This is a genomic window from Candidatus Merdisoma sp. JLR.KK011, assembly GCF_036941125.1.
Classification (GTDB): Bacteria; Bacillota; Clostridia; order Lachnospirales; family Lachnospiraceae; genus Laedolimicola.
This window is the reverse complement of sequence record NZ_JAYWSZ010000003.1, coordinates 478,428-499,321: the sequence shown is the minus strand read 5'-3', so window position 1 is coordinate 499,321 and position 20,894 is coordinate 478,428. Positions and strand designations below refer to the sequence as shown.

21 protein-coding genes are annotated in these 20,894 nt (G+C 40.7%); all 21 read right to left on the bottom strand.

What is annotated here, in order from left to right:
* Nucleotides 1-40: 40 nt before the first annotated feature.
* The 21 genes from VV089_RS03355 to VV089_RS03260 all read right to left on the bottom strand — a co-directional run bounded on the left by VV089_RS03355 (nucleotide 41) and on the right by VV089_RS03260 (nucleotide 20,864).
* On the bottom strand, nucleotides 41-1,249 hold the full coding sequence (locus VV089_RS03355) for a glycosyltransferase family 2 protein (RefSeq protein ID WP_334334943.1): 1,209 nt from the start codon (nucleotides 1,247-1,249) through the stop codon (nucleotides 41-43).
* A 45-nt stretch (nucleotides 1,250-1,294) separates the two neighbouring features.
* A complete protein-coding gene (locus VV089_RS03350; RefSeq protein WP_334334942.1) occupies nucleotides 1,295-2,488 on the bottom strand; it encodes a glycosyltransferase family 2 protein in 1,194 nt (397 codons plus the stop codon).
* Between the two features lie 5 nt (nucleotides 2,489-2,493).
* The gene (locus VV089_RS03345; RefSeq protein ID WP_334334941.1) at nucleotides 2,494-3,651 is read right to left on the bottom strand and encodes an SPASM domain-containing protein; all 1,158 of its coding nucleotides are present in this window, start codon (nucleotides 3,649-3,651) and stop codon (nucleotides 2,494-2,496) included.
* A 14-nt stretch (nucleotides 3,652-3,665) separates the two neighbouring features.
* Complete coding sequence (locus VV089_RS03340) at nucleotides 3,666-4,604, bottom strand: NAD-dependent epimerase/dehydratase family protein (protein WP_334334940.1); 939 nt, start codon at nucleotides 4,602-4,604, stop codon at nucleotides 3,666-3,668.
* 1 nt (nucleotide 4,605) lies between these two features.
* Complete coding sequence (locus VV089_RS03335) at nucleotides 4,606-5,865, bottom strand: glycosyltransferase family 8 protein (RefSeq protein ID WP_334336201.1); 1,260 nt, start codon at nucleotides 5,863-5,865, stop codon at nucleotides 4,606-4,608.
* A gap of 78 nt (nucleotides 5,866-5,943) precedes the next feature.
* Nucleotides 5,944-6,813, bottom strand: coding sequence for an alpha-1,2-fucosyltransferase (locus tag VV089_RS03330; RefSeq protein ID WP_334334939.1), 870 nt, complete (start codon nucleotides 6,811-6,813; stop codon nucleotides 5,944-5,946).
* A 28-nt stretch (nucleotides 6,814-6,841) separates the two neighbouring features.
* Nucleotides 6,842-7,327 carry a hypothetical protein gene (locus tag VV089_RS03325; RefSeq protein ID WP_334334938.1) on the bottom strand — a complete coding sequence of 162 codons (486 nt, stop codon included), beginning with the start codon at nucleotides 7,325-7,327 and terminating at the stop codon, nucleotides 6,842-6,844.
* 19 nt (nucleotides 7,328-7,346) lie between these two features.
* Complete coding sequence (locus tag VV089_RS03320) at nucleotides 7,347-8,390, bottom strand: DUF268 domain-containing protein (RefSeq protein WP_334334937.1); 1,044 nt, start codon at nucleotides 8,388-8,390, stop codon at nucleotides 7,347-7,349.
* Between the two features lie 46 nt (nucleotides 8,391-8,436).
* Nucleotides 8,437-9,522, bottom strand: a complete 1,086-nt coding sequence (locus VV089_RS03315; protein ID WP_334334936.1) for an FkbM family methyltransferase — start codon at nucleotides 9,520-9,522, stop codon at nucleotides 8,437-8,439.
* A gap of 19 nt (nucleotides 9,523-9,541) precedes the next feature.
* On the bottom strand, nucleotides 9,542-10,816 hold the full coding sequence (locus VV089_RS03310) for a glycosyltransferase family 2 protein (protein ID WP_334334935.1): 1,275 nt from the start codon (nucleotides 10,814-10,816) through the stop codon (nucleotides 9,542-9,544).
* A 59-nt stretch (nucleotides 10,817-10,875) separates the two neighbouring features.
* A complete protein-coding gene (locus VV089_RS03305; RefSeq protein WP_334334934.1) occupies nucleotides 10,876-12,177 on the bottom strand; it encodes a glycosyltransferase family 2 protein in 1,302 nt (433 codons plus the stop codon).
* Nucleotides 12,153-13,355, bottom strand: coding sequence for a hypothetical protein (locus tag VV089_RS03300; RefSeq protein WP_334334933.1), 1,203 nt, complete (start codon nucleotides 13,353-13,355; stop codon nucleotides 12,153-12,155). The genes VV089_RS03305 and VV089_RS03300 overlap by 25 nt, the downstream gene beginning before the upstream one ends.
* A gap of 4 nt (nucleotides 13,356-13,359) precedes the next feature.
* Nucleotides 13,360-14,511, bottom strand: coding sequence for a hypothetical protein (locus VV089_RS03295; protein ID WP_334334932.1), 1,152 nt, complete (start codon nucleotides 14,509-14,511; stop codon nucleotides 13,360-13,362).
* 20 nt (nucleotides 14,512-14,531) lie between these two features.
* Nucleotides 14,532-15,770 carry an acyl-CoA reductase gene (locus VV089_RS03290; protein WP_334334931.1) on the bottom strand — a complete coding sequence of 413 codons (1,239 nt, stop codon included), beginning with the start codon at nucleotides 15,768-15,770 and terminating at the stop codon, nucleotides 14,532-14,534.
* Nucleotides 15,724-16,818 (bottom strand): LuxE/PaaK family acyltransferase, encoded by a 1,095-nt coding sequence (locus tag VV089_RS03285; RefSeq protein WP_334334930.1) that lies wholly within the window; start codon nucleotides 16,816-16,818, stop codon nucleotides 15,724-15,726. Before VV089_RS03285 ends, VV089_RS03290 begins: the two co-directional genes overlap by 47 nt.
* The gene (locus tag VV089_RS03280; RefSeq protein ID WP_334334929.1) at nucleotides 16,802-17,533 is read right to left on the bottom strand and encodes a thioesterase II family protein; all 732 of its coding nucleotides are present in this window, start codon (nucleotides 17,531-17,533) and stop codon (nucleotides 16,802-16,804) included. The genes VV089_RS03285 and VV089_RS03280 overlap by 17 nt, the downstream gene beginning before the upstream one ends.
* The gene (locus VV089_RS03275; protein WP_334334928.1) at nucleotides 17,523-18,932 is read right to left on the bottom strand and encodes an AMP-binding protein; all 1,410 of its coding nucleotides are present in this window, start codon (nucleotides 18,930-18,932) and stop codon (nucleotides 17,523-17,525) included. Before VV089_RS03275 ends, VV089_RS03280 begins: the two co-directional genes overlap by 11 nt.
* A 30-nt stretch (nucleotides 18,933-18,962) precedes the next feature.
* Nucleotides 18,963-19,205, bottom strand: coding sequence for an acyl carrier protein (locus VV089_RS03270; protein ID WP_334334927.1), 243 nt, complete (start codon nucleotides 19,203-19,205; stop codon nucleotides 18,963-18,965).
* A 27-nt stretch (nucleotides 19,206-19,232) separates the two neighbouring features.
* Complete coding sequence (locus VV089_RS25180) at nucleotides 19,233-19,460, bottom strand: hypothetical protein (RefSeq protein ID WP_442891464.1); 228 nt, start codon at nucleotides 19,458-19,460, stop codon at nucleotides 19,233-19,235.
* Nucleotides 19,438-19,929, bottom strand: coding sequence for a radical SAM protein (locus tag VV089_RS03265; protein ID WP_334334926.1), 492 nt, complete (start codon nucleotides 19,927-19,929; stop codon nucleotides 19,438-19,440). The genes VV089_RS25180 and VV089_RS03265 overlap by 23 nt, the downstream gene beginning before the upstream one ends.
* Complete coding sequence (locus VV089_RS03260; protein ID WP_334336200.1) at nucleotides 19,917-20,864, bottom strand: transketolase family protein; 948 nt, start codon at nucleotides 20,862-20,864, stop codon at nucleotides 19,917-19,919. Before VV089_RS03260 ends, VV089_RS03265 begins: the two co-directional genes overlap by 13 nt.
* Nucleotides 20,865-20,894 lie beyond the last annotated feature (30 nt).

Below are 20,894 nucleotides of genomic sequence, written 5' to 3'. Positions count from 1 at the left end.
GCCTGTTCAATGGCTATTCCTTGTTTTCTATCTAGCTTTTCTATCCGGCATTTTCCGTCAGACCAAAGGCTTTCATGGATTCCTCCGAAAAAATCAGCTCCACATCCGGCATATGTACCTTTTCTTTCGGATACTTTCCAATCAGCTCTTGATACAGCGCTTTTCTGGATCTCTCATAGGTGTTGGCTATCACAATGGCGTCATAGGACACGCCTGGAATTACCTCCGGGCTCTCCACCGGCAGCCCCATACTCCCAAGCTCCTTGTAATTGCGGTCTACCCATGCGGCTACGGAACAAAAGCCCGTTTTCTTCAGAAAATGGTATATCCTCTGCCCATACAGCCCCGCGCAGTAAAGAACAATCCGCTCTCCTTTCTTCACGCCTGAAAAGGGAAACAGAAAGTCAAGGTTTTCGCACCCCCGGTAAAGACTGTCCGTCCGGGGCAGCATTGCAAACAGCATATACGTCTTCCACTGCTGTCTCAGATCAAAAATACCGGCATACTTCTCCAGGCTTTTTTCTACTGTCTCATATAAAATGCGGAATTTCTCACGCTCCAGCTCTCTGTCCGGAATCTGCTTTACCATGGAAGACAGGGTCTGGCGGTAATGATAGAAGCAGTCTTCCATCACATAGATGCTTTCCGCATTCAGCAGGCACGGATAGATGCAGGCCGCATCCTCTCCGATTGTGACACGTTCGTCCACTTCGTACTGATACCTTTCCAGACATTCCTTCCGGTACAGCTTGTCCCATACCCCCACATAGATGCCCCACTCAAAAAAGCTCTCATTAACCAGCATCCGCGGATATACGTCTCTTACCAGCTCCTCTTTTCCGTATCTCCCCTCCGGTATTCCGTGAAGGACCTTTTTAACTGCTGCTCCCGTATCCTGATAATGTCCGCACATGACGATATCCGTTCTTTCTTCCGTCATTTTCTGGTACATGCGCTGGTACATATCCGGTTCAATCCAGTCATCGCCGTCCACGTAAGCAATGTATGTACCCCTTGCTGCTTTCACGCCGGCCTTTCTTGCACTGACCAGGCCTCCGTTTTCTCTGTGTATTATGACAATCCGGGAATCTTTTTTCCCATATTCCTCACAGATATCCGCACACCCGTCTGTGGAGCCGTCGTCTACCAGAATGATTTCCAGATCCGTGTATGTCTGGCAGAGCAGGCTTTCGATGCATTGGGAAAGATAAGCCTTTACATTATATATGGGTACTATTACACTGATCATATTCTCTCCTCTGCTTTCTTTCCTTAAAAACCATATCGTCTGCGGTCATCCTTGTCCCAGGTTCTGAATCATTGTCTGCGGTTTTTTATATAAGATTTTTTCCTCCGGAATTCCAAGGTTCAGAAGCTCTTCCTTGATCTGCTCCACCAGTCTGCTGTTCTCTGCCGCTATTAAGATGATATCCCAGGCAGCGTCATCCAAGACGGAAATATCGGTTACCGGAAGCCCTTTCTTTTGATATTTTCTCCACTGTCTGTCTATCCAGGCTGTTATCTCCACGCTTCCCCAAAGCCCGAAAGCCCGGAAATAATCCTGGCCTACCTGTCCCGCACCGTATAAAATAATTTTCTCTGCCTTTCGGCCTTTCAGCATCTCATAGGGAGGCAGATAAAAGGGCACCACCACTCCATATCCAAAGCCGAACTGCCGGTTAATCCCCCGCAGGACAAATTCCAGCATATAACGGTTCAGCTGTTCCAGCAGGCTGTCACAGCAGGAATGCTTCTCAAATTCTTCCTTCATCTGACGGTAAAACCATGTAATTCTTTCAAAATATTCCGGATCCTTACTGCGGCAGATAGACCCCTCCCGCAGACGATAATGGTAATAGGCCCTGTCTACCATCACCACACGCTCTGCATTTAAAAGACAAGAATACACGCAGATATCATCTTCCCCGTATCGGATCCGTTCATCTACGGCTGACTGATTCCGCAGCAGCAGGTCTCTCTTAAACAGCTTGTCATACAGATTGGGCGAGATTCCCTTTGAGCGGTAATCCTCCGAATAAATCAGATTCCGAACCAGGATCTCTTTCGAGCTTCCCTTCTCATAAATCCCTGCCGGCACGCCAAGTTTCTCCGGGTACTCCCCTGCTCCATGATTGATGTACTTCACACTGGCTGCCATATCCGCTTCCGCTTTTATACAGTACGCCAGCAGCTCTTCATACATATTCGGCTCTATAAAGTCATCGCTGTCCACAAATCCGATATATTCTCCCCTGGAAGCTCTTAAGCCTGCGTTGCGGGCTTTTGTGCTTCCTCCGTTTTCCTGGTGGATTACCAGAATCCTCTTATCCATATCCGCATACGCATCGCAAATCTGGGCCGAGCCGTCTGTGGAGCCATCATCCACCAATAAGATTTCAATCTCTTTTAATGTCTGCCTTCTGACGCTTTCCACACATTCCGCCAGATATTCTTTTACATTGTATACAGGAATTATAATACTTACCATACTTCTCACCCCATAGAAAAGGCATCGCAGTACCGGCATTTTCCCCAGTTCTCTCTGCCTTCGTAAAGACATCTGCGCACCTTCTGAAACGCTTCCCCATACCAAACGTCCAGGATGCTTTCTTTCGTCAAATCCCCCAGCGTATAGGCCCCCACCGCATCATTGCAGCACAGGGAAATCTTCCCGTCCGGCCGGACAATCAGCTGTTTAAAGGGCAGTACGCACCGCTCCTTTCCATAGTCCTCCATCTCTCTCCGATTGGGCGCTGTTCCTCCCCGGGAGGTTAAGATCTCATGGGGCTTACGCAGAACAATGGTTACTTTTTTTGCAATCTCAGGATGCTGTTTTGCATACTCCGCAACCTCTCTGCAAGGCTTTATCAGCTTCAATTCCTGCTGATAGTTATCGATAATCAGTTCATCCAGAACCTCTGTCAGCGCTTTGAATTTATCCAGGGTTAAAAGAGTTCCGTTTGTAAAGAGATGCATTCTGGCCTTCGGCAGGCGCTTTCTGGCATAGTGATTAAAGTCGATGATGCGCTCGTCAAGCAGAGGTTCATTGTTGGAAAAGGTGGTAAAACGCCCTGCATAATCCATCCCTGCAAGCTCCTCCACAATTTTTTCAAACAGGTCTTTTTCCATGACTTTCTTCTCCCTGGGATCAACTTTACAGTTGACAGGGCAGAAGGAGCAGGAGCCGTTGCAGCGGTTAATGGTTTCAATTTCTATATGGTTAAAGAGGCCCTGCTTTTCATAAAGAAATTCTGTCTCTTCATAGACGGCCTTTCTTGCCAGTTCCTGACGTCTGCTTTTGTTCCATTCCGCCTCTGTTCCCACCTCTGGCACAGCTTCGTAGGGATTGTAGATCAACTCTTCCGTCTCGTAAAAACGGAGGAATTCTTTCAAAAAAAAGGAGTAATCCGCAACCCCTGCTTCCAAAAGCTGCCTTTCCATGTTCCCTGCATACAGGCGGCTGGCTATCACCACATGGTACTGCTCTTTCATAGGAAGGAATTCTTCCGCACTGATAACCGGGAGCCCCTGAAAACTGGTTCCCTGCTTTTCTTTGTCATTATCCAGGAAATAAGCCGTCTGCTCTCTTCCCAGTTTTTTTAAAGCCTGCAGCCCATAGCTTCCGGCTCCGAAAATCACGTTTTTTTTCATAAATACCTCCATTTTTAAATATGGTATTGCTCTTTCATAAACGCAGCAGTTCTATGAATTCCTTCATACAAGGAAACCAGATTTAATTTTCCAAAACATGTTTCATATCTTGAGATATCAAGATAATTCTCCGGTACATCCGCCTTTCGTTTTGATTTATATACAACTTTCAAATCAGTTTTCAAAACTACACCGATTATTTCTAATACTTTTCTAATACTTGTTCCGCAGCCGCTCCCTATATTAAAAATGCGATGTCTGCTTTCTCCTTCTACAATATTTTCAATAGCTTTGATTGCATCCTCTATGTAAATAAAATCCCGTATCACGGAACCATCCCCATAAACCGTAATTTCTTCTCCTCTCAGAGCTTTATAGGTAAAGGTTGTTATCGCACCCAGCCCCCCGTTAGGTCTTTGATACGGCCTATAGGGATTCGACAAACGTATTACTCTATAATCCAAATCATGCAAATATGAGTACAAAAACAGCAGCTTTTCAATAGATAATTTCTGCAATCCATATGCGCAGATAGGATTCGTCGGCGCTTCTTCATTAATTGGGCATAGCACATCCTTTCCGTACACAGTACCTCCGGAAGAAAAAAATACTACCTTTTTCACCTTACAGCGGACACATGCCTCCAGCATATTTACAGTGACAATCACATTGGCCTTTAATTCCTGTTCTATGTGCTGATTGGAGGTTACAGGAGCTGTTGTGCTTACTAAATGATATACGATATCTTGTCCTTCCAGCAGCTTATCAAAATCTGTAGTTTCATCGAAAGCATCCTCCTTTATTTTCGTAGTCTCCGGGAAATACAGGTTTCCTTCCTGGAAAAAATGCTTTGATTTATCCACTAATGTAAGGTGGTTCTGAGGCTTTCGTCCAAGTCCTATAGTCAAATTTTTTCCTATAAACCCGGCTGCACCCAAAAGAATAATATTCATTTCATTTTCTCCTGCCGATTTCAGCGCCTTCCAGCTTTATTTCTTTTTGTCGTATCTCATACTCAAAAAAATCATCCTCCAGCATTTCAAAATATGCATCATTTTTATGCCGATATGTGATTATTTGCTCTTTTTCAACCCCTAACCCCTTTAGCTGACGGTTGATCTCTTGATAGCTGCGCTGACTTGTGTTCAACCATAATGCTTTTGGATGCTTTTCTGCCAATTCCTCTATGGAATAGATGGCAATATTCTCATCGCTTAACCTTTGCTTTCGAATCGAGTTATCACAATAGTATAATTCTGCTGTTACACCGCTCCTTTTTAAAGAAGTCAGAACATCTATTCCTATTCTTGAATAGCCGATAATCATAATTTCTTTGACTTGCGCACAGCGTTCCAGAATATAAGACCAATCACTTTGCTCCACAGCTCTTACAGCTTCAAGGTACATGGTTTGATATACTTCTTCCTCCAGGGCTTCTTTGGCACATTCCCACCATTCCTGCGCTCCATATACCCGAATATTCTGCCAGGGCTTATCATACCCGGCAAAATGCAGGATTTCCCATGTTTTACCATTTATTTTCTTTTTATCGCTGGCACTATAACATCCTGCAGTTTTACAGCGGCTGAAAAAATTGTATTTGAGTTCTAACAGTTTGATATTTCCCTCACAAACCTTATTTAAAATATCTTGATCCATATAAGGAAAATCAATTTTCATACATTCCAAAAAGCGTTCCTGCAGATGATCCTCTCTTAATTTTGTGAGATTAAAAAGCATCACTCCTGCATTTACATAGTGATAATAATCTTTAAATCCATAATTCTCCAAATGCCCAAAAGCAGCGTCCGGATCGTATAGGAACTCATTATCCCTTACACCTGCTATATAAAATTCCCCTATATCCTGTGAATAAAGAGCACATAAATCCGTATTGACAATCAGATCTCCATCTAAAAACAGACATTTTTCATATTCCTTCATTACATCCGCAATTACCAATCGATAAAATGACGCAACCGGAACATGCCCCATAGGTCTGGCCCTTGAAAAAATCTGAAAATCCACCTCATAAAACCGGATAGACAAATTCAAAAAGACAGCTTCCAATTCCTGCAGTCTTTTCCTGGAGGATTCTCCCAACTCCTTTAAACAAAGAATTGTAATTTCCAGAAAAGCCTCCTTACAGGTACTTTTTCTCATACTCCATATAGCAACCCTTATCTGGGAAATAAAATTATCATCTGACACCATTACAATTGGAATTCTCATTTTCTATTACCTTTTCAAATATTTCTCTGTTTAATTCTCTGCCGTCTTTTTTAACATATCTTAAACCCAGATACTTCCTTTTATATCCAGTCCCGGATTCAGCTGCACATATCTTTTTGGCATAATAATTTTTTTATCCTCATTCTGGTTTAGCCATGCTGCCCACCAGCTAAATGTGCTATTCGAAATAATTTGTCCCCTGCAATTGCTCATAAGAAGCAGCTGTTCATAATTTTCTAGCTTGCATATTTCATCTATATAAAATACTTCCGCTTTTTCTCCCCATTGAATATTCTGCTTTACCCATTGATAATCATCTGAAAAAACAAAATATATAGGATTCGCAATCTTTTTTTCCAGCACTGACTTCGCTTTAAGATAATATGCATGGGGCAAAGCCATGCCCAGCTTAACATAATCTCCTCTTCTGACATGAATAGCAGCGCTATTTTCAGACTTTATCATTTTCAATATCTCAGAAGAAATTTTAATCTTCTTTTTGGGAGTAAATTCTTGAAGCAATTCTTTTCGAATGTCTGCAAAATACCTCTGGTCCTGAAACCACCCTTTTAAATATACATTTCCTCTTATGCATGCAGCTTTTGACGAATAAAGTTCATTCTTTTCCTCTATAAATGAATACGGCCATAACCCCCGCTGTGCCAGAAAACAAATCCGCTTCTCTACCTCTGTCTGCTTTCTCAAATAAAAATATTTCCCATAGCCTTCAACATCAATGGAGGGAACTTTGATATGAAAATTCTGAATACAGTTAACACGAACCGCACTATTTCTCAAAGATGGATATGAATCCTCATATGCTCTATGCAAATCCAGCGAAACCGGTACGCCTTCTGCCATCCGCTTCCTTGCATAGGCATATTGAAACATTTGGTTTCCTAGGCCCTCCCAGATTCTTACAATAATCATAAGCCATCCCTCTTACCATTTCCTATTTTTATATCTCATACAAAATATCTTCCAAAGAAAGAATTGGACAGGAGATCTTTCCAGACAAGTCCCTTCTTATTTCATCCATAAAAAATATGGAGGTTACTATTACTGCATCCACTTCTTCCAACGCTTCCTCCGGGGTTACGATTTCAATATCTGCGTAAAGGCTTTCCGCATTTCTGTCTATCCCATATGCAGCTTTTATTTCGCTATCCTTTAATTCCTCCAAAAGGCGTTCTCCTATATAACTCATTCCATAAATTGCAACCGTTCTATAGTTTTGTTCCTTTAAATAATCTGCCGGGCTCTTCCCTCTTTGCCTTACCTGCACCCACCGGTTCATCATCAAAAACATCGCAAAATGCTTTTCCGACCTTGCCTTTTCCTTGTTGGCTTCTGCATTGGAAGTTTTCCCCAGAGCTGCTGCCGCTATAAATCCGACTGCAACCCCGGTTAATCCTGATAAAGCTGAAATTACTTGTTTCTTCATACGGCATCCCTCCAGCTATTTACTTTTGAAATCGGAACAGGCCATATCGGTATTCACCGTTTTCAAAACAATCATCATACTTATGGATGTCCACATCATATTCAATCCGGCCTTCCGCTGCGCAGGAAAATTCAAGCAGCTCCAGTTTATGGAAACATTCTCTTATGGTACTGGCATAAAAGACCCGATGTGCATTAAATTCCACTCTTTCTCTTCCTACCGGAACAGAAATATATAGTTTACCACCCTTTTTTAACTTATTTTGTATCTGTTCAAAACACTTAAAGCATGCTTCCGGATCTACCTCATCCCCGTATCTGCCAAGTCCAAAATGCTCTAAGGAGCAAAGGGCCGATATGCTTTCCAAACTTTCGGGCTCAATATTTTTCAGCATCGTTGCATCATCAACTATGGTATATAAATGATCCACCTGACTTGGAAAGGGCCGTATATCAATCATATTTACCTTGATATTAGAAGCAAGCAAATGTGCAATAAATCCGTCCACTCTGCTTCCAATATCATAATGCTCCTTTGTCCCATCCGAAATAATATACTTTGCCGCCCATAGATCCTGCCAAAAATAATTTTCCATTGCTCCGGCCATTGCATATTTATCTGATATAACAGGCCATAAGTACTCATCATAGATAGCAAATGATTCTCTTGCATTTAATTTTTCGTACTTCCTTCTGTCCTCTTCAAAAAAGGAATCCTTTATCCTTCCAAACTCGCCCAGATAATCAGTATAATTTTTCTCTCCCAATATATTTTTTAATTCCAAATCCGGACGAAAGGATACTTGACTTCCCATTTTCAAAAAGATTACTTTCTTTAAATTCATTTTCGTCTTTTTACATATTTCATAAATCTCATCGGAAAACCGATTGGCAACTATAATCCAATCAAAATGCTCTGGCAGCGTGTTAATATCAAATACAGGATAATCCATATAGACATCTCTTTTTTTTACAGTTTCCAAAAAACCCAATATCTCCCCCTCAATGCCGTTCCTGTAAACCTGCTCTGCAATTCTTCCGGTTCCCCATATTATAATTTTCATATTTTGTCCGCTTCTCCTGGTTTTACTATCCTATTTCTCTTTGAATCTATACAGCATACATTACTGTCTCATTTGTGGTTAATGCATAATGACGAAGATAAATCTTATAAGTGGGATAATGTGACAAAACATAATATGGAATCTCCCATAAATCATCCGCCTTATGATAAACAGAGACGGCCAATCTGGGCTTATATTTTTCTATTGTCTTTTTATCTCCCAGCAACGCTTCCATTTCCGCCCCTTCTATATCCATTTTTATAAATGTGGCTTTCTCACCTTTTAGCATATCGTCTATGGATACTACACGAATCACAGTTTCTCCGGCTTCTGTTATCCTTGATGAACCTGTTGCAGAATCTTCTTCAAATCTCAGCTCACCTGTAAAAGAATAGGCTCCGCTTTGAATCGGTACTACATGATCCATCTTATTTAATGCAGCATATTCTTTCATAATTTCAAACATCAAAGGATCGGGTTCCATCATATAAATTTTAGAATATCTTCCCTTCGTCCAATTACAGAAGTCCAGACTGGTTGCTCCATCATGGGCGCCGACATCTACGAATACTTCCTCATCCTTCAAGCGAATCCAATCCTCGGTAGGAAAATATTGTGCATGTTCTCTTTCATATATTTCTGGAATTCGTTTTCTGTCATTGGTAACCCGATACTCAATCAATCTGTCAAATACTTCTCTTGATCTTTCATCTGCTAAATTTTCTCTTATATAACGAATCTTATTGTCTGCTTTTTTAATAGCCTGCTTCATATGAGCAATATCAAATAAACCTGCTCCATATACATCTCCTGTAGTGTAAACATCAGCATTCTTCAATCTCGAAGTCTGTTCTAATATTTCTTGTTGATATTGATAAACATTAGTTGCAATATATATGGCTGTGTTTCCCATATTCGCAATTTCTTCGAATGTGTAAACCGGTATTCCCGCAAACATTTCATTTGGCCGGTTTGCAAAAGAATCTGTAAAACCAATAACCTCTATTCCGCAATTTCTCAATACTTTGTATATTTGTAATGCTGTTATCGATCTGCACCAGATAATCACCTTTTTCCCTTTTAATATTTCATAGTTATTTTCGATTTTATAGTAGTTATATTGATGAATCATATTTACCTCCGTAGAACTTCTAAATTTCTAATAAAAAAGGACAAATGTAATGTTTAATATCTGCTTTTTCCAAAGATTTTAATATATCGTCCCAGCGTACTGGATTAATTGCAATCACAACACCCGTTTGTTCCCTGTCAAAGGGTAATTGTGAAAGCTTCCAAACCGGTTTTCCAAAAAACCATTCTTCCTCCTGTTCTTTCTGAGACACTGCAAAGCCTTCAAATTCTATTTTATTAAGCTCAAACTGTTTTACGATTTTTTTACTGTAAGCCCCTTTTCCCATCACAACAATATTGTCAAATTCTTTTACAAAGCTCTTTAACGCATCAGAACAAAAAGCTTCATCAAACACCTGCCGCCTCAATTTTTCCAGCTTTTTAAGATATTTTTCAGAATCTAACATGAAATAATATCCCTTGTTCTTACATGTTCTAAAATAATTTTCCAATAAAATATTTGTATTAACAGAATTGATAATTGCCGAAGCATACGTCTGAATCTTATTCACCATCCACTTATGATGTTCATAACCTGTATAAACATCAAATTGTATCAGAAATAAAAGCATGCCCATATTAAAACTAAACGCCATTTCTTCATATTGTGTCAGCCTCTTACTGTAACTATCTTTACTAAAATACCGATAAACTGACATAATACGGCTGCTGTAATGTATCTTACCCTTTGTAAACATATAAAGCTGCCTTGTATAATCGCCTACAGGCGCTTCATAAAAGAAATCCGGCATATTCTCTTGAATATTTCGATAAAGCATAGAAGCCGTAGGAGGATGCCCTTTATACTGCATGATGAGCTCTTCTGAACTGATATCCTTTTCCATATTCCCATCATATGGATCCATGACTCTCATTGTTTCATCTTGACAATTTAACTTCAAAGCATTATGAATACTTAGCAAACATTCCGGATGATTTTCCATATGATCTACTTGAACCTGCAGCTTGTAACGGTCAATCCAGTAATCATCTCCTTCACAAACTGCAATATACTTCCCTTTGCAATTCTGCATTTCCAATTTTTGCAGCCACTTCCCAAATAAACGGGTTTTACTGTATTGATTTTCTGTTTCATAAATCCCATGTATCAAATCTGGATATCTTTTCTCATATTCTCTAATAATCTTGGGCGTTTTGTCAGTGGAAGCATCATCATGGATCAAAATTTCATACCTGAAATTTGTTTTCTGTGCCAAAAAACCTTCAATGGCATCTCTGATATATAATTCATGATTATATGTTACGCACCAAACAGACACCAAAATCTCTTCCATACTTTTCCGTCCTTTTGATGAAAATAGAACTTCTGTATCTTCTATATTTATGTCTTATATCAAATTAAAAAGGGACATATATAATTTACGATTCCTCTTTCTTCTATGGCGCTAATAATCTCTTCCCATATTATCGGACTGATTCCAATTATGATGCTTGAATCTTTTTTATCAATATCACTTAATCTCCATACAGGCTTCTTCAAATGTTCTTCTGGCTTTTCTTGATTATCTGAAACTACGAATCCCTCAAATTTAATTTTATGAAATTCCAATTTTCTGCCTATAATACCAGCATATTTCCCACAACCCATAATAAATAATTTAGGATTATTCCTGGTAAATTCACACAGAGCTTCATCCAAATATTCTATATTAGAAATCATCCGATATATTTTCATTAATCTCTCAAGTATATTACGATGCTTTTTATTTAGATGCATCTCATACTTCTGACACCATTCTATAAATCCTTCTTTGCTTTTTTCTCCAAATGAATCTAAGGCATAATATGCCATCCTTTGAATTTGGCATATACAGGCAATGTTAAATTTTTTCCTTGTATCATTGTTATATGTCTCCACTAAATCGATCATTTCCAGTACAAAGAACATTTTATTTTCCATACATGAGGTTACAGATTCACTCCAAGAACCCTTTGTATTTCTACGATATACCGACATAATCCTGTCAAAATAATAAACAGAACCCTTTTCCAATAAATATAATAAAAAAGGATAGTCTGCAATCCCAAATTCTCTTAAAAATCTGTTTAATTTTAAAGCTTTACGTATATACATTCTGGAAGATGGCTGTAAAGAAATTTTCTGCTGAATCAACTCGCTTGGATCTATCATCCCACTTTCTATCCCTGTATTAAAAGGCATTATTTTAAAATCTTTACAGTCCGCAACAATTTGATTATGTGCCGTCATCACACATTCCGGATGTTTCTCCATATAGTCTGCCTGCATTTGCAATTTCTTTGGATCTATCCAATAATCATCCCCATCGCAGCTAGCTATATATTTTCCTCTGCAGTTTTTGATAATTTGATTATATATGTACAAATATTTCCTATTCTCATCACATTTACTGTATTGATTTTCTGTTTGATAGATGCCTTTTATAAGTTTAGGATATTTTTGCTCATATTCTTTAATAATTTCTGCTGTCTTATCTGTTGATGCATCATCGTGAATAATTATTTCATATCTAAAATTTGTCCTTTGTTCCAAAAAACCATGAATCGCATCTCTTATATATAACTCATGGTTATAGGCAGAGCAAAAAATTGACACCAATATCTCGTTGGTCTTTCCCTCTATTTTCTCGCTCAATCCAAACTCATTTGCTCCCATATTTTGACTCCTGCTATCGTGGATCCAATATTTTCGCTATCTAAAATAGGATGCTTTAATGAATCTAATACCTCCTTCATACTGCATAAAGATTCCTGTAACATGCTCCTATTATATTTTATATATAAATCTTGATATTGCCTGCTTGTTGGAAAATTAAGCTTTATCCATCTTTCCTTCCCACTCCGCTTGTTTATGGCTAGAAAAAAGTTCATTGATCTCATGGCATAATAATAATGATCTTCATCCTCACAATAACCATGAAACTTTGACCAGCCTTCCGGCGCACAATATTTAAACCCTTCCGGATATGATTCGTACCTCTTTATTTCTCGTGTATTGATATCTAAAATAAAAATATCTGACCCCAAAGACGGAAGAAGATAAATATTTTTATCTGTTACAGCAAGTCTGGAAAAAGCCCCTCCATCTGCTTTTTCATCGCTGCAATCTGCTATTTCGTCTAAGCACATTCCTTGGGGTTCAAATGCATATACCTTTCCCTCTGCATTTAATATATAGATCTGCTCCCCATATGATATGGTATGAGCACAATCATTAATTTCTAAAGGCATTTCATACTGTTCCCAAGTACCGGACTCCATATTATAAGAAACCGCCAGCCTCCCCTTTCTTTGAAAAAGCCACACCTTGTCTCCCATCTGGCATCCGCAAATAAAATACTCTAAATCATCTTCCTGTTTGATGCTTTCTTTGTTTTTCTTATTTATTGGATATTCACGCCATGCCAGCTGCGCATTTTGAGATTTAAATGAAATTTTTACCATTTTGTCTAAATAAGTCGGGAACGCATACAATGTATTTCTATATTGAACAAACGCCGCAAAATTTCCCCAATCCTCTTTATGACAGTTAATTTGATAATACTGTATTTTCCTATCAAGCATAGAGACGTGCATCAGTCTGTGTCCTGATAATTCCAAAACATATATATTATCTTCATCACCTAACATCATATCTGGAGCAAAATCTGGGGCATAATTTTCCAAATCCATCAATAGGCCGATTTTTCCGCTATTAATATTTATCGTAATCGGAAGATTTCGTGGAATATTTGTAATCGCAAAAATTTCTCCATGTATCAAACTACAGATGGAAAACATAGTATCCTTTTCGCTGCTCTGTACTTTTGTGCATAGCTCTGTCGGACTTATCATATTTTTAAATCTCCTGCAATCCTTTATTCAATATCGTTGTCATAGCTCTTGCTCCAACTGTATTCAAATGTCTGGTATCCAAATAAAACCTAGGATTTTCTGAAATTTCCCTGCATTGCTTATACGACCAAAAGAATGCTTGATATTTAGAACACAAATGGGCAATCACATGATGAAACTCCTCTTTCCACTCTTTCATAAATGGCTCTGCAGCTTTTTCCATTGTTATATATTTGGGAATAAGCGTAAAAATAATTTTCATATCCTTATTCTTTTTTCTTATTGATTCTAAAAAGTGAATCATAATATCCATATTTTCTTCAATCGTTTTTTCAAATCGTTTCCTTATACCACTGCCTATCATCCAATTGGGAGAAAGAGGTGCATCCTTATCTATATAGTTCCACACATCATTTGGTCTAATAATTGGCTGAATATTAGAATTACTAAATATCTTATCCAAAATTCTCCGTTTTTCCCCCTCCCCTAAAATAATTCCATATATATCAAATAATTCGTCCTTTAAATTCCTAGAAAAATTCTTATTTTCTGCAAAATTATGCGGTTCATATAATCCGCCCAAATAAAAATACTCAAAAAAATAATGCCCCAAAGAAAGATCTATATTAAAAAATATATAATCATACAGATCTAATATAATATATTCCAAGTTTTGAAGCCTTGTCCCATATTCCGCCATACAACGGTTGCATATTTGATACGAATAAAACAAATCCTGACTTGTCACGGAAAGATTGATAAAAGGTTTTTCAATTCCTTCTTCTAAAAATCCATAAAATGCATAAGAATTTCCAAAAATCATTCCTCTTATATTTTCCAAGTCATATGTTTCCATTTTATATTTCCATAATTCTCGTTTTGCATATACCCAAAAAGGAATTATTTTCTCCAAAGGAATTCCATAATCTCTTACAAGTCTATTTTGAATATCCCATGCTATTTTACAATTGCTTACTGTTATAATCAGATAATCAAAGGTCTGATTTCTAATTTCATCTACTTCAAAAAAAGCCTTGCCTAAATATTCTTTTATCTTGGCATAAGAATCTGTATACCCTATAATTTCATGCTCATTTTTTATCCTTGATTCTATATTTTCCAGCTCTCCTCCAATTCCATATAGCAAAATTTTCATATAAGCTTCTCCTCGTATAACTAATATTTCGTAACCTTCCTTGTCAACCTCTCCCTCAAATCATACCCATCCCAAACAAATCCAAACTCCATAGTCTTCCCAATCTTCACCACCCGGTCTATCCCCTTCACTCCGGATTCAATCAGCGGCAAAACCTTCTTTTCATCTCCCCATACCGCTATGGTCTGCAGCTTCTCATTACAAATCAAAGCCAGCTCCATAACATCCCCCAGCTCATACTCATAGAAAACTCCTGAATCCCCCCGGTATTCCTGTATCCGGGGCGTCATCTTCTCCAATTCGATCCGTACAATCCGGTTATCCTTCATCCGGATCACCTGGATTCCCTCTATCGCTGCCGCCGCAAGGCAGCTGTTTGTCAGCTTATCCACATATTGTACCGGCTGGAATGGATACTTTCTCTCCACTGTCTCCCAAAGCTTCTCCCAGAAAACCTCTTTCGCCTCTTCTATCCTTTTATGCTCTCCCATCCAGCAGACCAGTCTCGGGGAAGTGCAGGCATTTTGATCTGTAAAATAAGTATCATTGTAGAAATCCTGCGCGAGCCTCTCTTTGTCCTTTGTATTCAAATATTCCTCCGCATCTACGATACAGATGGAATACCGATCCGCAAAGGTAATCTCCCCTGCCCTGGGAGGAAGCTCCGACTTCCGAATCTCCCCTATGGCCTTATCTCCTCCCCAGATTACCCTTACATTACAAATGGAAGAAAAGTAATCATTGATCTCTTTCTTCCTCCCGTACCTTAGAAAGACGATATAATCTCCCCATTTCCTATAAGCTTCCTCCTGGCGCAAAGCTTCCGATACCGCCCGGTTAATCAGCTCCGTCTGGCGGAATTCCCGGGACGGCAGACGCACAATGTTCGCATTTCCCAGTACAAATCCAACCGCAAAGGAATAGGCATAATTCACCGCCACATTGGACGGCGCGATGTGAAATACTACTCCCCGGCCCATCCGAAGCCTGTGATCGGAAAGAAACGCGTTCTTCTCTTTCTCCATATTTGCTTTTCTTATCCAGAAAGCAAACGTCACTACATCCGAATACGCCTTTGACTCTTTATCTGACAGCAGCCTCTTGGACACTTCGTTTAAAAAGGCAATCCGCTCCTCCTCAAAGGGCCTTCCCGCAGGAAGCTCCGGCATTCTTTCCACAGTCTTTCTGCTGCCTATATGAAATTGAAGCTCGTTAAAATTCAGCTCCATAGGTATCGCTGCACCCCCTGATTTCTGCATTCTTCAGCCTTCCAATTACAGAGAAATACTTTCCCTTTCTTTTGCAGGGACAGTCGTCCTCTCCCAGAAGCATTCCTTCATCCTCTGTCAAAAGGGAATGCCCCGGATAGGATTCCGGAATGGCCGACACCACCTGAAGGATCCCTTTTTCCCCTATGCCGCAGACAGAAAAGTCCTCCGGACGCCGGACGATCACATCCGAAAAAATGCTGGCATGAAGGTGGCCGTATTCACACTGCATATAGATGCACCCTGTCTGCTCCACCATTCCGTAATAATCATAAATCTGATGAAGGCCGCATGCCTTCTGCAGGCTGGCATGGAACTCCTCCCGGGAAACTGCCTCCCCCTCAAGCTTCTTCCAGCCTCCTCCGTGAATCAGGATTCCCCTTGACAGATCCCATACAGTCCCCTGCCGCTTAAGGCGCAGAAGCTCTTTGTAAAAATGCTGCCAGACCATAAAGGTAAATCCAAAAAGGAAAATCTGCTCCCCTTTGTGCTTTTCCAAAAAGGCGCTGACCCCTTCTGCGTCAAGCTCCATCTCATCATTCAGCGCATACAGCTTGTCCCTGCCGAAGATGGAAAAGCCGAGAATCCCTGCCCCTCTGGCGCTGAACATGGCCCTGTTGTTTACAACGGAAGGACAGTCGATAATCAGCATAGGCATACGGGCGCTTCCTGTGAAGGAGGAGACCAGCTTAACCAGGGTTTTCTGCTGATAGCCCGCCGTCTTTCGATCCACATAGATCCGGGATACGCGCTGGCCGCTGGTCCCGGAGGAGGTCATGGTCTTTACAATCTCCTCCTTTGGAACGCTTCTAAGCTCCAGCTCCTTAAACAGGCGCACCGGAAGGAAGGGAAGCTCATCGTAAGATGTTATCTGCTTCAAATCGATCCCAAAGGCATCCACGATTCTTTTGTACGCATCGCAGGTCTTATAGTGCTGCCTGGAAAGGCTTATCAGCCGCCTGCTTAGAAGCTCCTGCTTTTTCTCTTTTTCAAGGGAATAGGGCTCTAATTCCAGCATCTCTTCATAGTTTTGTTCCATAGCTTCTGCTTCCTGTATCCTTTAATAAATGGGAATTGATAATGTCTGCCATTTCTTTATAATGCTGATTCAGAAAAAAGTGATTCTTACCCAGCTCATAAAAATCGATGCTGCCGCCAACCAGCTTCCTCCATTCCCCGGCTCCTGCGGATAAGGGATCTTTTGGACTGTACATGACAGTCGTACCGCAGGGTATTCTGCAGCCGCTTTCTATGTACCTGTACTGCGACCAAACCTTATAATCCATCCGCACCGGTTCCATATAGATATCTAAAAATCTTTTATCCTTGAGGATCCTCTCATCCATCCCCCCAAGCGAAACCACCCTTTGCGTAAATTCTTCGTCTGACAGTTCATGATACCTTTGGCTAATGCCTGCATTCTTCAAATCCCCGCGGGCACAAAGAAAGCAATGCTCCGGCTTCCCTTCCAGCATTTCCTTTACAATTAACTCAAAGGCTAAAACACTGCCCAGGCTGTACCCTAATACAGCAAAAGGGAGCTCCCTTCGCCTGACATTTATATACTCAGCTGCATCCTTTAAAAATTTCTTATATTCGGTAATGTAAGCTTCTCTGCGGCGGCTCACTCTCCCTGCATACTCTACACAAACAGCTTCAATTCCGTCATCCAGCAATTCCGTCAGATGATGGAATGATAAGGAATTTCCTCCTGCAAAGGGCAGCAGAAACAGCTGTATTTTTTTATCGCTCATAATAGTTCTCTAATTCCCGGTACTGGATCTTGCCCGAATCATTTTTCGGAATCTCTTTGATTGTCTTTACATGGAATGCCGCCGGATTCAAACCTGTCTTCTCTGCTACAAACCGCTTCACAGCTTCCGTCACAGCCTCCTCCAGCACAAACAGATACAAATGATCATCTATGCCGGCGCTGGCCGCTTCAATTCCAAATTTCCCTTTAATCAGCCGCTCAATCTCATCCAAATTCACCCGGTTGCCGTAGATCTTCAAGAAGCGTTTCTTGCGCCCTACAATGTAATAGTACCCGTCCTCGTCGAACTGAGCCATATCCCCCGTATAAAGCACGCCGCCTCTCTCGTCGCCTTTGCTCAGCTCCTCGCCGCACTCCGCATAGCCCAGGGTAACGTTCTCCCCCTCGTAGACGAGCTCTCCTGTCGTATGCGGAACGGTAACCTCTTTCCCTTGTGTATCTATCAGATAAAACTTTCCTCCAGGGATTGCGATTCCCATAGAACCCTTTTTTTCCACTGCCTTTTCAGCAGGAAGATATCCCATACGGGCCGTCGCTTCGCACTGGCCGTACATCACCACAAACTTTTTCCCGTGCTCCTGTGCAAACCTGGCAAACTTCTCGTGAAGCTCCGGGGTCAGCTTTCCCCCTGCCTGGGTCATCGTCCGGAGGCTCGGCAGCTCCATCCCCATAAAACGCATCCGGTCAAGCATCTCATAGGTATAAGGCACGCCTCCAAAAGAAGTAGCCCCTGCCTCCTTAAAAAACTTCCAGAACTCCTTCTGCACCAGGGTTTTATCTGTGATAAGAACTGCGGCTCCGACTAACAGATGGCTGTTGATAATGGAAAGTCCGTATGTATAGTTCATGGGAAGCGTTGTAATCGGCCTCTCCGTCTCATCCAGTTTTAGATACTCTGCTATTGACTGTGCATTGGCGAAAACATTTTGATAACTCTGCCTTACAAGCTTCGGACTGCCGGTAGAGCCGGAAGTGGTAAGCAGGAGACATAATTCATCTCTTAGCCTATATACACTCTGATCTCCCGTCTCCAGCAGCACAAAATCAAAGGCCTCATATCTAACGGCAGCTTTTGGAAAATCCGCCTTCATCTCTGCCGGAGCCCACAAATAATCTGGTTTATACGTCTCTATCAGATGCTGCAGCAGCTCTTTGTCCAAGTTCTGAGCCAGAAGCAGCGGAACAGATCGATTGGTGATACAGCCGGCATATCCGGCAAATGCTCCAATTGTATTCGAGCATAAGATAAAAACAAGACATCTTTTTCCCAATGCCTCACCCAGGCGTCTGCTTTCTTCCTGCAGTTCCTGATAATTCAAGCTCTGGCCCTCTTCATTTATAACTGCTATACGCTGAGAAAACGCTTCAAAGTTCCACATGCTTATACTCTGACCTCTTTTCTGGAAATTTTACATCTCCATATCAACACCATACTTTTTCAAAAGTTCTATCCCTTTCTCAAAAGAATTAAAGTCAATAATATCATCCGTTTCCATCATAATATCAAAAGCATCCTCTAAGGTTGCAATCAGATCCATATGCCCAACGGAATCCCATGCATTGACTGCCTGATATGTCAGTGTTCTTGCTTCTTCCTTTGTTATTTCAAAGCATTCAACAAATGTATTTACGTAAGTCTCCATATTACTCATTATTACAATCTCCTTAAAATGTATTTTTTAATTTGTAAAATCTTCACTGGAAAAAACCTTGTCTGCTTCTTCCGGCGTAAACATAGAAGTACTGCCCTGCAGGTATTTCTCTCTAAATCTTCGATTCTGAGCCGCCAGACAAACCGGAGAATACTCCCCAAAATATTTTATACGAAATCCATAGTCTACAATCTCCTTTAAAGACTGCGCCTTCACATTGCCTATTTTGATATTAATAAACGGGCATGGCAGCACATCTCCCAAAGGTGTTATGAACAAACGATTTACAGCCCAGCACCCTGTTATCTTTTCTTTCTGTCATAAAAATCCCAGGTATCAAAAGAACATTGATAATTCTTTCTGATTTGGCTAAATATCTTGATATCCTCCGCATCCAGATAATTATCTTTCCATACCCCATATGGCATAGCAAGTAAAAAATAAATGCCATAATCCTTTGCTCTCCTCCCTGCAAAACAATTTCCCATATTCCCAGCTCATGGGCCTCGTCCGCAATTCTCTCAATCACCTCAAAGGGCAAACGTTCTTTATTATATTTTTTCTCTTCCTGTTCATAGCAAAATTCACATTTAAAATTACATACATTGTTGTAATCCAATGCCATACTGCGCGGTATCTTCCCGACACTGTTCCCGTTTTTCCGTACTGCACGTATATAATGGTGCATTTTTTCGATAACTACAGGTTTTTTCATTTCTGCCATTCTTTCCATTTCCCCATTTTTTTAAGCTGACTTTCGATCTGTGCAACAATTTTTTCCTCTGTCAAGCCGCAGTCTTCTAATAAGCTTTCATATTCATTGGCATTTGGATAATAATCTTTCACTGCAATGATTTGATGGATTGGACGTTTCTCCTTATCCGCATAATATTCAGCAATTGCACCTCCAAGGCCCCCTGCTGTCATATGTTCTTCCATACTTACAAGCAAGGGATAATCTGCCAAATAATCCAATTCTTCTATATCTAAAGGTTTTATTGTATGCATATTGATTACGCGGCTTTCAATCCCCTGTTTCTCCAATTCCGCGGCAGCCTTTAAAGCCGTTCCTACCATTGTTCCCGTTGCTACAAGAGCAATATCTGTTCCTTCCCTTAAGCATACGGACTTCCCGATTTTAAAATCATAATCCTTCGTATAAATGACTGGAATATTGGTCTTTCCTGACAGTCTAAGATACGCTGGCCCTGTATACTCCATCAATGCATACATGGCCTTAACCACCTCTGTTCCATCTGCCGGAGAGATAATTGCAATACCTGGAATTGCTCTCATATCCGCAATATCCTCCAAGCCCATATGTGTTGCGCTTAAATCCCCTTCAGCCAGACCTCCGCCTACGCCAATCAACTTCACTCCCAGTCCCATATACCCTAGACTGACACGTACTTGATCCAGGACTCTGGCCGTAATAAACGTCGCATAGGTAGCAGCAAAAACATGAAGTCCTTCTTTTTGCATTCCTGCCGCAGCGCCGATCAGATTTTGTTCTGCTATCCCTACATCAATCATCTGTTCTGGATAACTTTTCTGAAATTCTGCCGTGCCAAAATATCTGGCCACGTCAGCCGTTGCAAACATAAACTTTTCGTCTGTCTCTGCGAGATCTCCCAATATGCTGCCCAGAACTCTGCGCATCCCCAGCATAGACCATATTCTGGCATTTTT

Bases quoted from the DNA above. Each gene is read 5' to 3' on its own strand.
- VV089_RS03270 (WP_334334927.1), bottom strand. From the start codon at position 19,205: ATGAGTAATATGGAGACTTACGTAAATACATTTGTTGAATGCTTTGAA.
- VV089_RS03310 (WP_334334935.1), bottom strand. From the start codon at position 10,816: ATGGAAGAGATTTTGGTGTCTGTTTGGTGCGTAACATATAATCATGAA.
- VV089_RS03325 (WP_334334938.1), bottom strand. From the start codon at position 7,327: ATGAAGAAACAAGTAATTTCAGCTTTATCAGGATTAACCGGGGTTGCA.
- VV089_RS03340 (WP_334334940.1), bottom strand. From the start codon at position 4,604: ATGAATATTATTCTTTTGGGTGCAGCCGGGTTTATAGGAAAAAATTTG.
- VV089_RS03335 (WP_334336201.1), bottom strand. From the start codon at position 5,865: ATGGTGTCAGATGATAATTTTATTTCCCAGATAAGGGTTGCTATATGG.
- VV089_RS03350 (WP_334334942.1), bottom strand. From the start codon at position 2,488: ATGGTAAGTATTATAATTCCTGTATACAATGTAAAAGAATATCTGGCG.
- VV089_RS03355 (WP_334334943.1), bottom strand. From the start codon at position 1,249: ATGATCAGTGTAATAGTACCCATATATAATGTAAAGGCTTATCTTTCC.
- VV089_RS03265 (WP_334334926.1), bottom strand. From the start codon at position 19,929: ATGGCAGAAATGAAAAAACCTGTAGTTATCGAAAAAATGCACCATTAT.
- VV089_RS03275 (WP_334334928.1), bottom strand. From the start codon at position 18,932: ATGTGGAACTTTGAAGCGTTTTCTCAGCGTATAGCAGTTATAAATGAA.
- VV089_RS03260 (WP_334336200.1), bottom strand. From the start codon at position 20,864: ATGCGCAGAGTTCTGGGCAGCATATTGGGAGATCTCGCAGAGACAGAC.
- VV089_RS03320 (WP_334334937.1), bottom strand. From the start codon at position 8,390: ATGAAAATTATAATATGGGGAACCGGAAGAATTGCAGAGCAGGTTTAC.
- VV089_RS03280 (WP_334334929.1), bottom strand. From the start codon at position 17,533: ATGAGCGATAAAAAAATACAGCTGTTTCTGCTGCCCTTTGCAGGAGGA.
- VV089_RS03330 (WP_334334939.1), bottom strand. From the start codon at position 6,813: ATGATTATTGTAAGAATCTGGGAGGGCCTAGGAAACCAAATGTTTCAA.
- VV089_RS03290 (WP_334334931.1), bottom strand. From the start codon at position 15,770: ATGCAGAAATCAGGGGGTGCAGCGATACCTATGGAGCTGAATTTTAAC.
- VV089_RS03305 (WP_334334934.1), bottom strand. From the start codon at position 12,177: ATGGGAGCAAATGAGTTTGGATTGAGCGAGAAAATAGAGGGAAAGACC.
- VV089_RS03345 (WP_334334941.1), bottom strand. From the start codon at position 3,651: ATGAAAAAAAACGTGATTTTCGGAGCCGGAAGCTATGGGCTGCAGGCT.
- VV089_RS03315 (WP_334334936.1), bottom strand. From the start codon at position 9,522: ATGATTCATCAATATAACTACTATAAAATCGAAAATAACTATGAAATA.
- VV089_RS03285 (WP_334334930.1), bottom strand. From the start codon at position 16,818: ATGGAACAAAACTATGAAGAGATGCTGGAATTAGAGCCCTATTCCCTT.
- VV089_RS03295 (WP_334334932.1), bottom strand. From the start codon at position 14,511: ATGAAAATTTTGCTATATGGAATTGGAGGAGAGCTGGAAAATATAGAA.
- VV089_RS03300 (WP_334334933.1), bottom strand. From the start codon at position 13,355: ATGATAAGTCCGACAGAGCTATGCACAAAAGTACAGAGCAGCGAAAAG.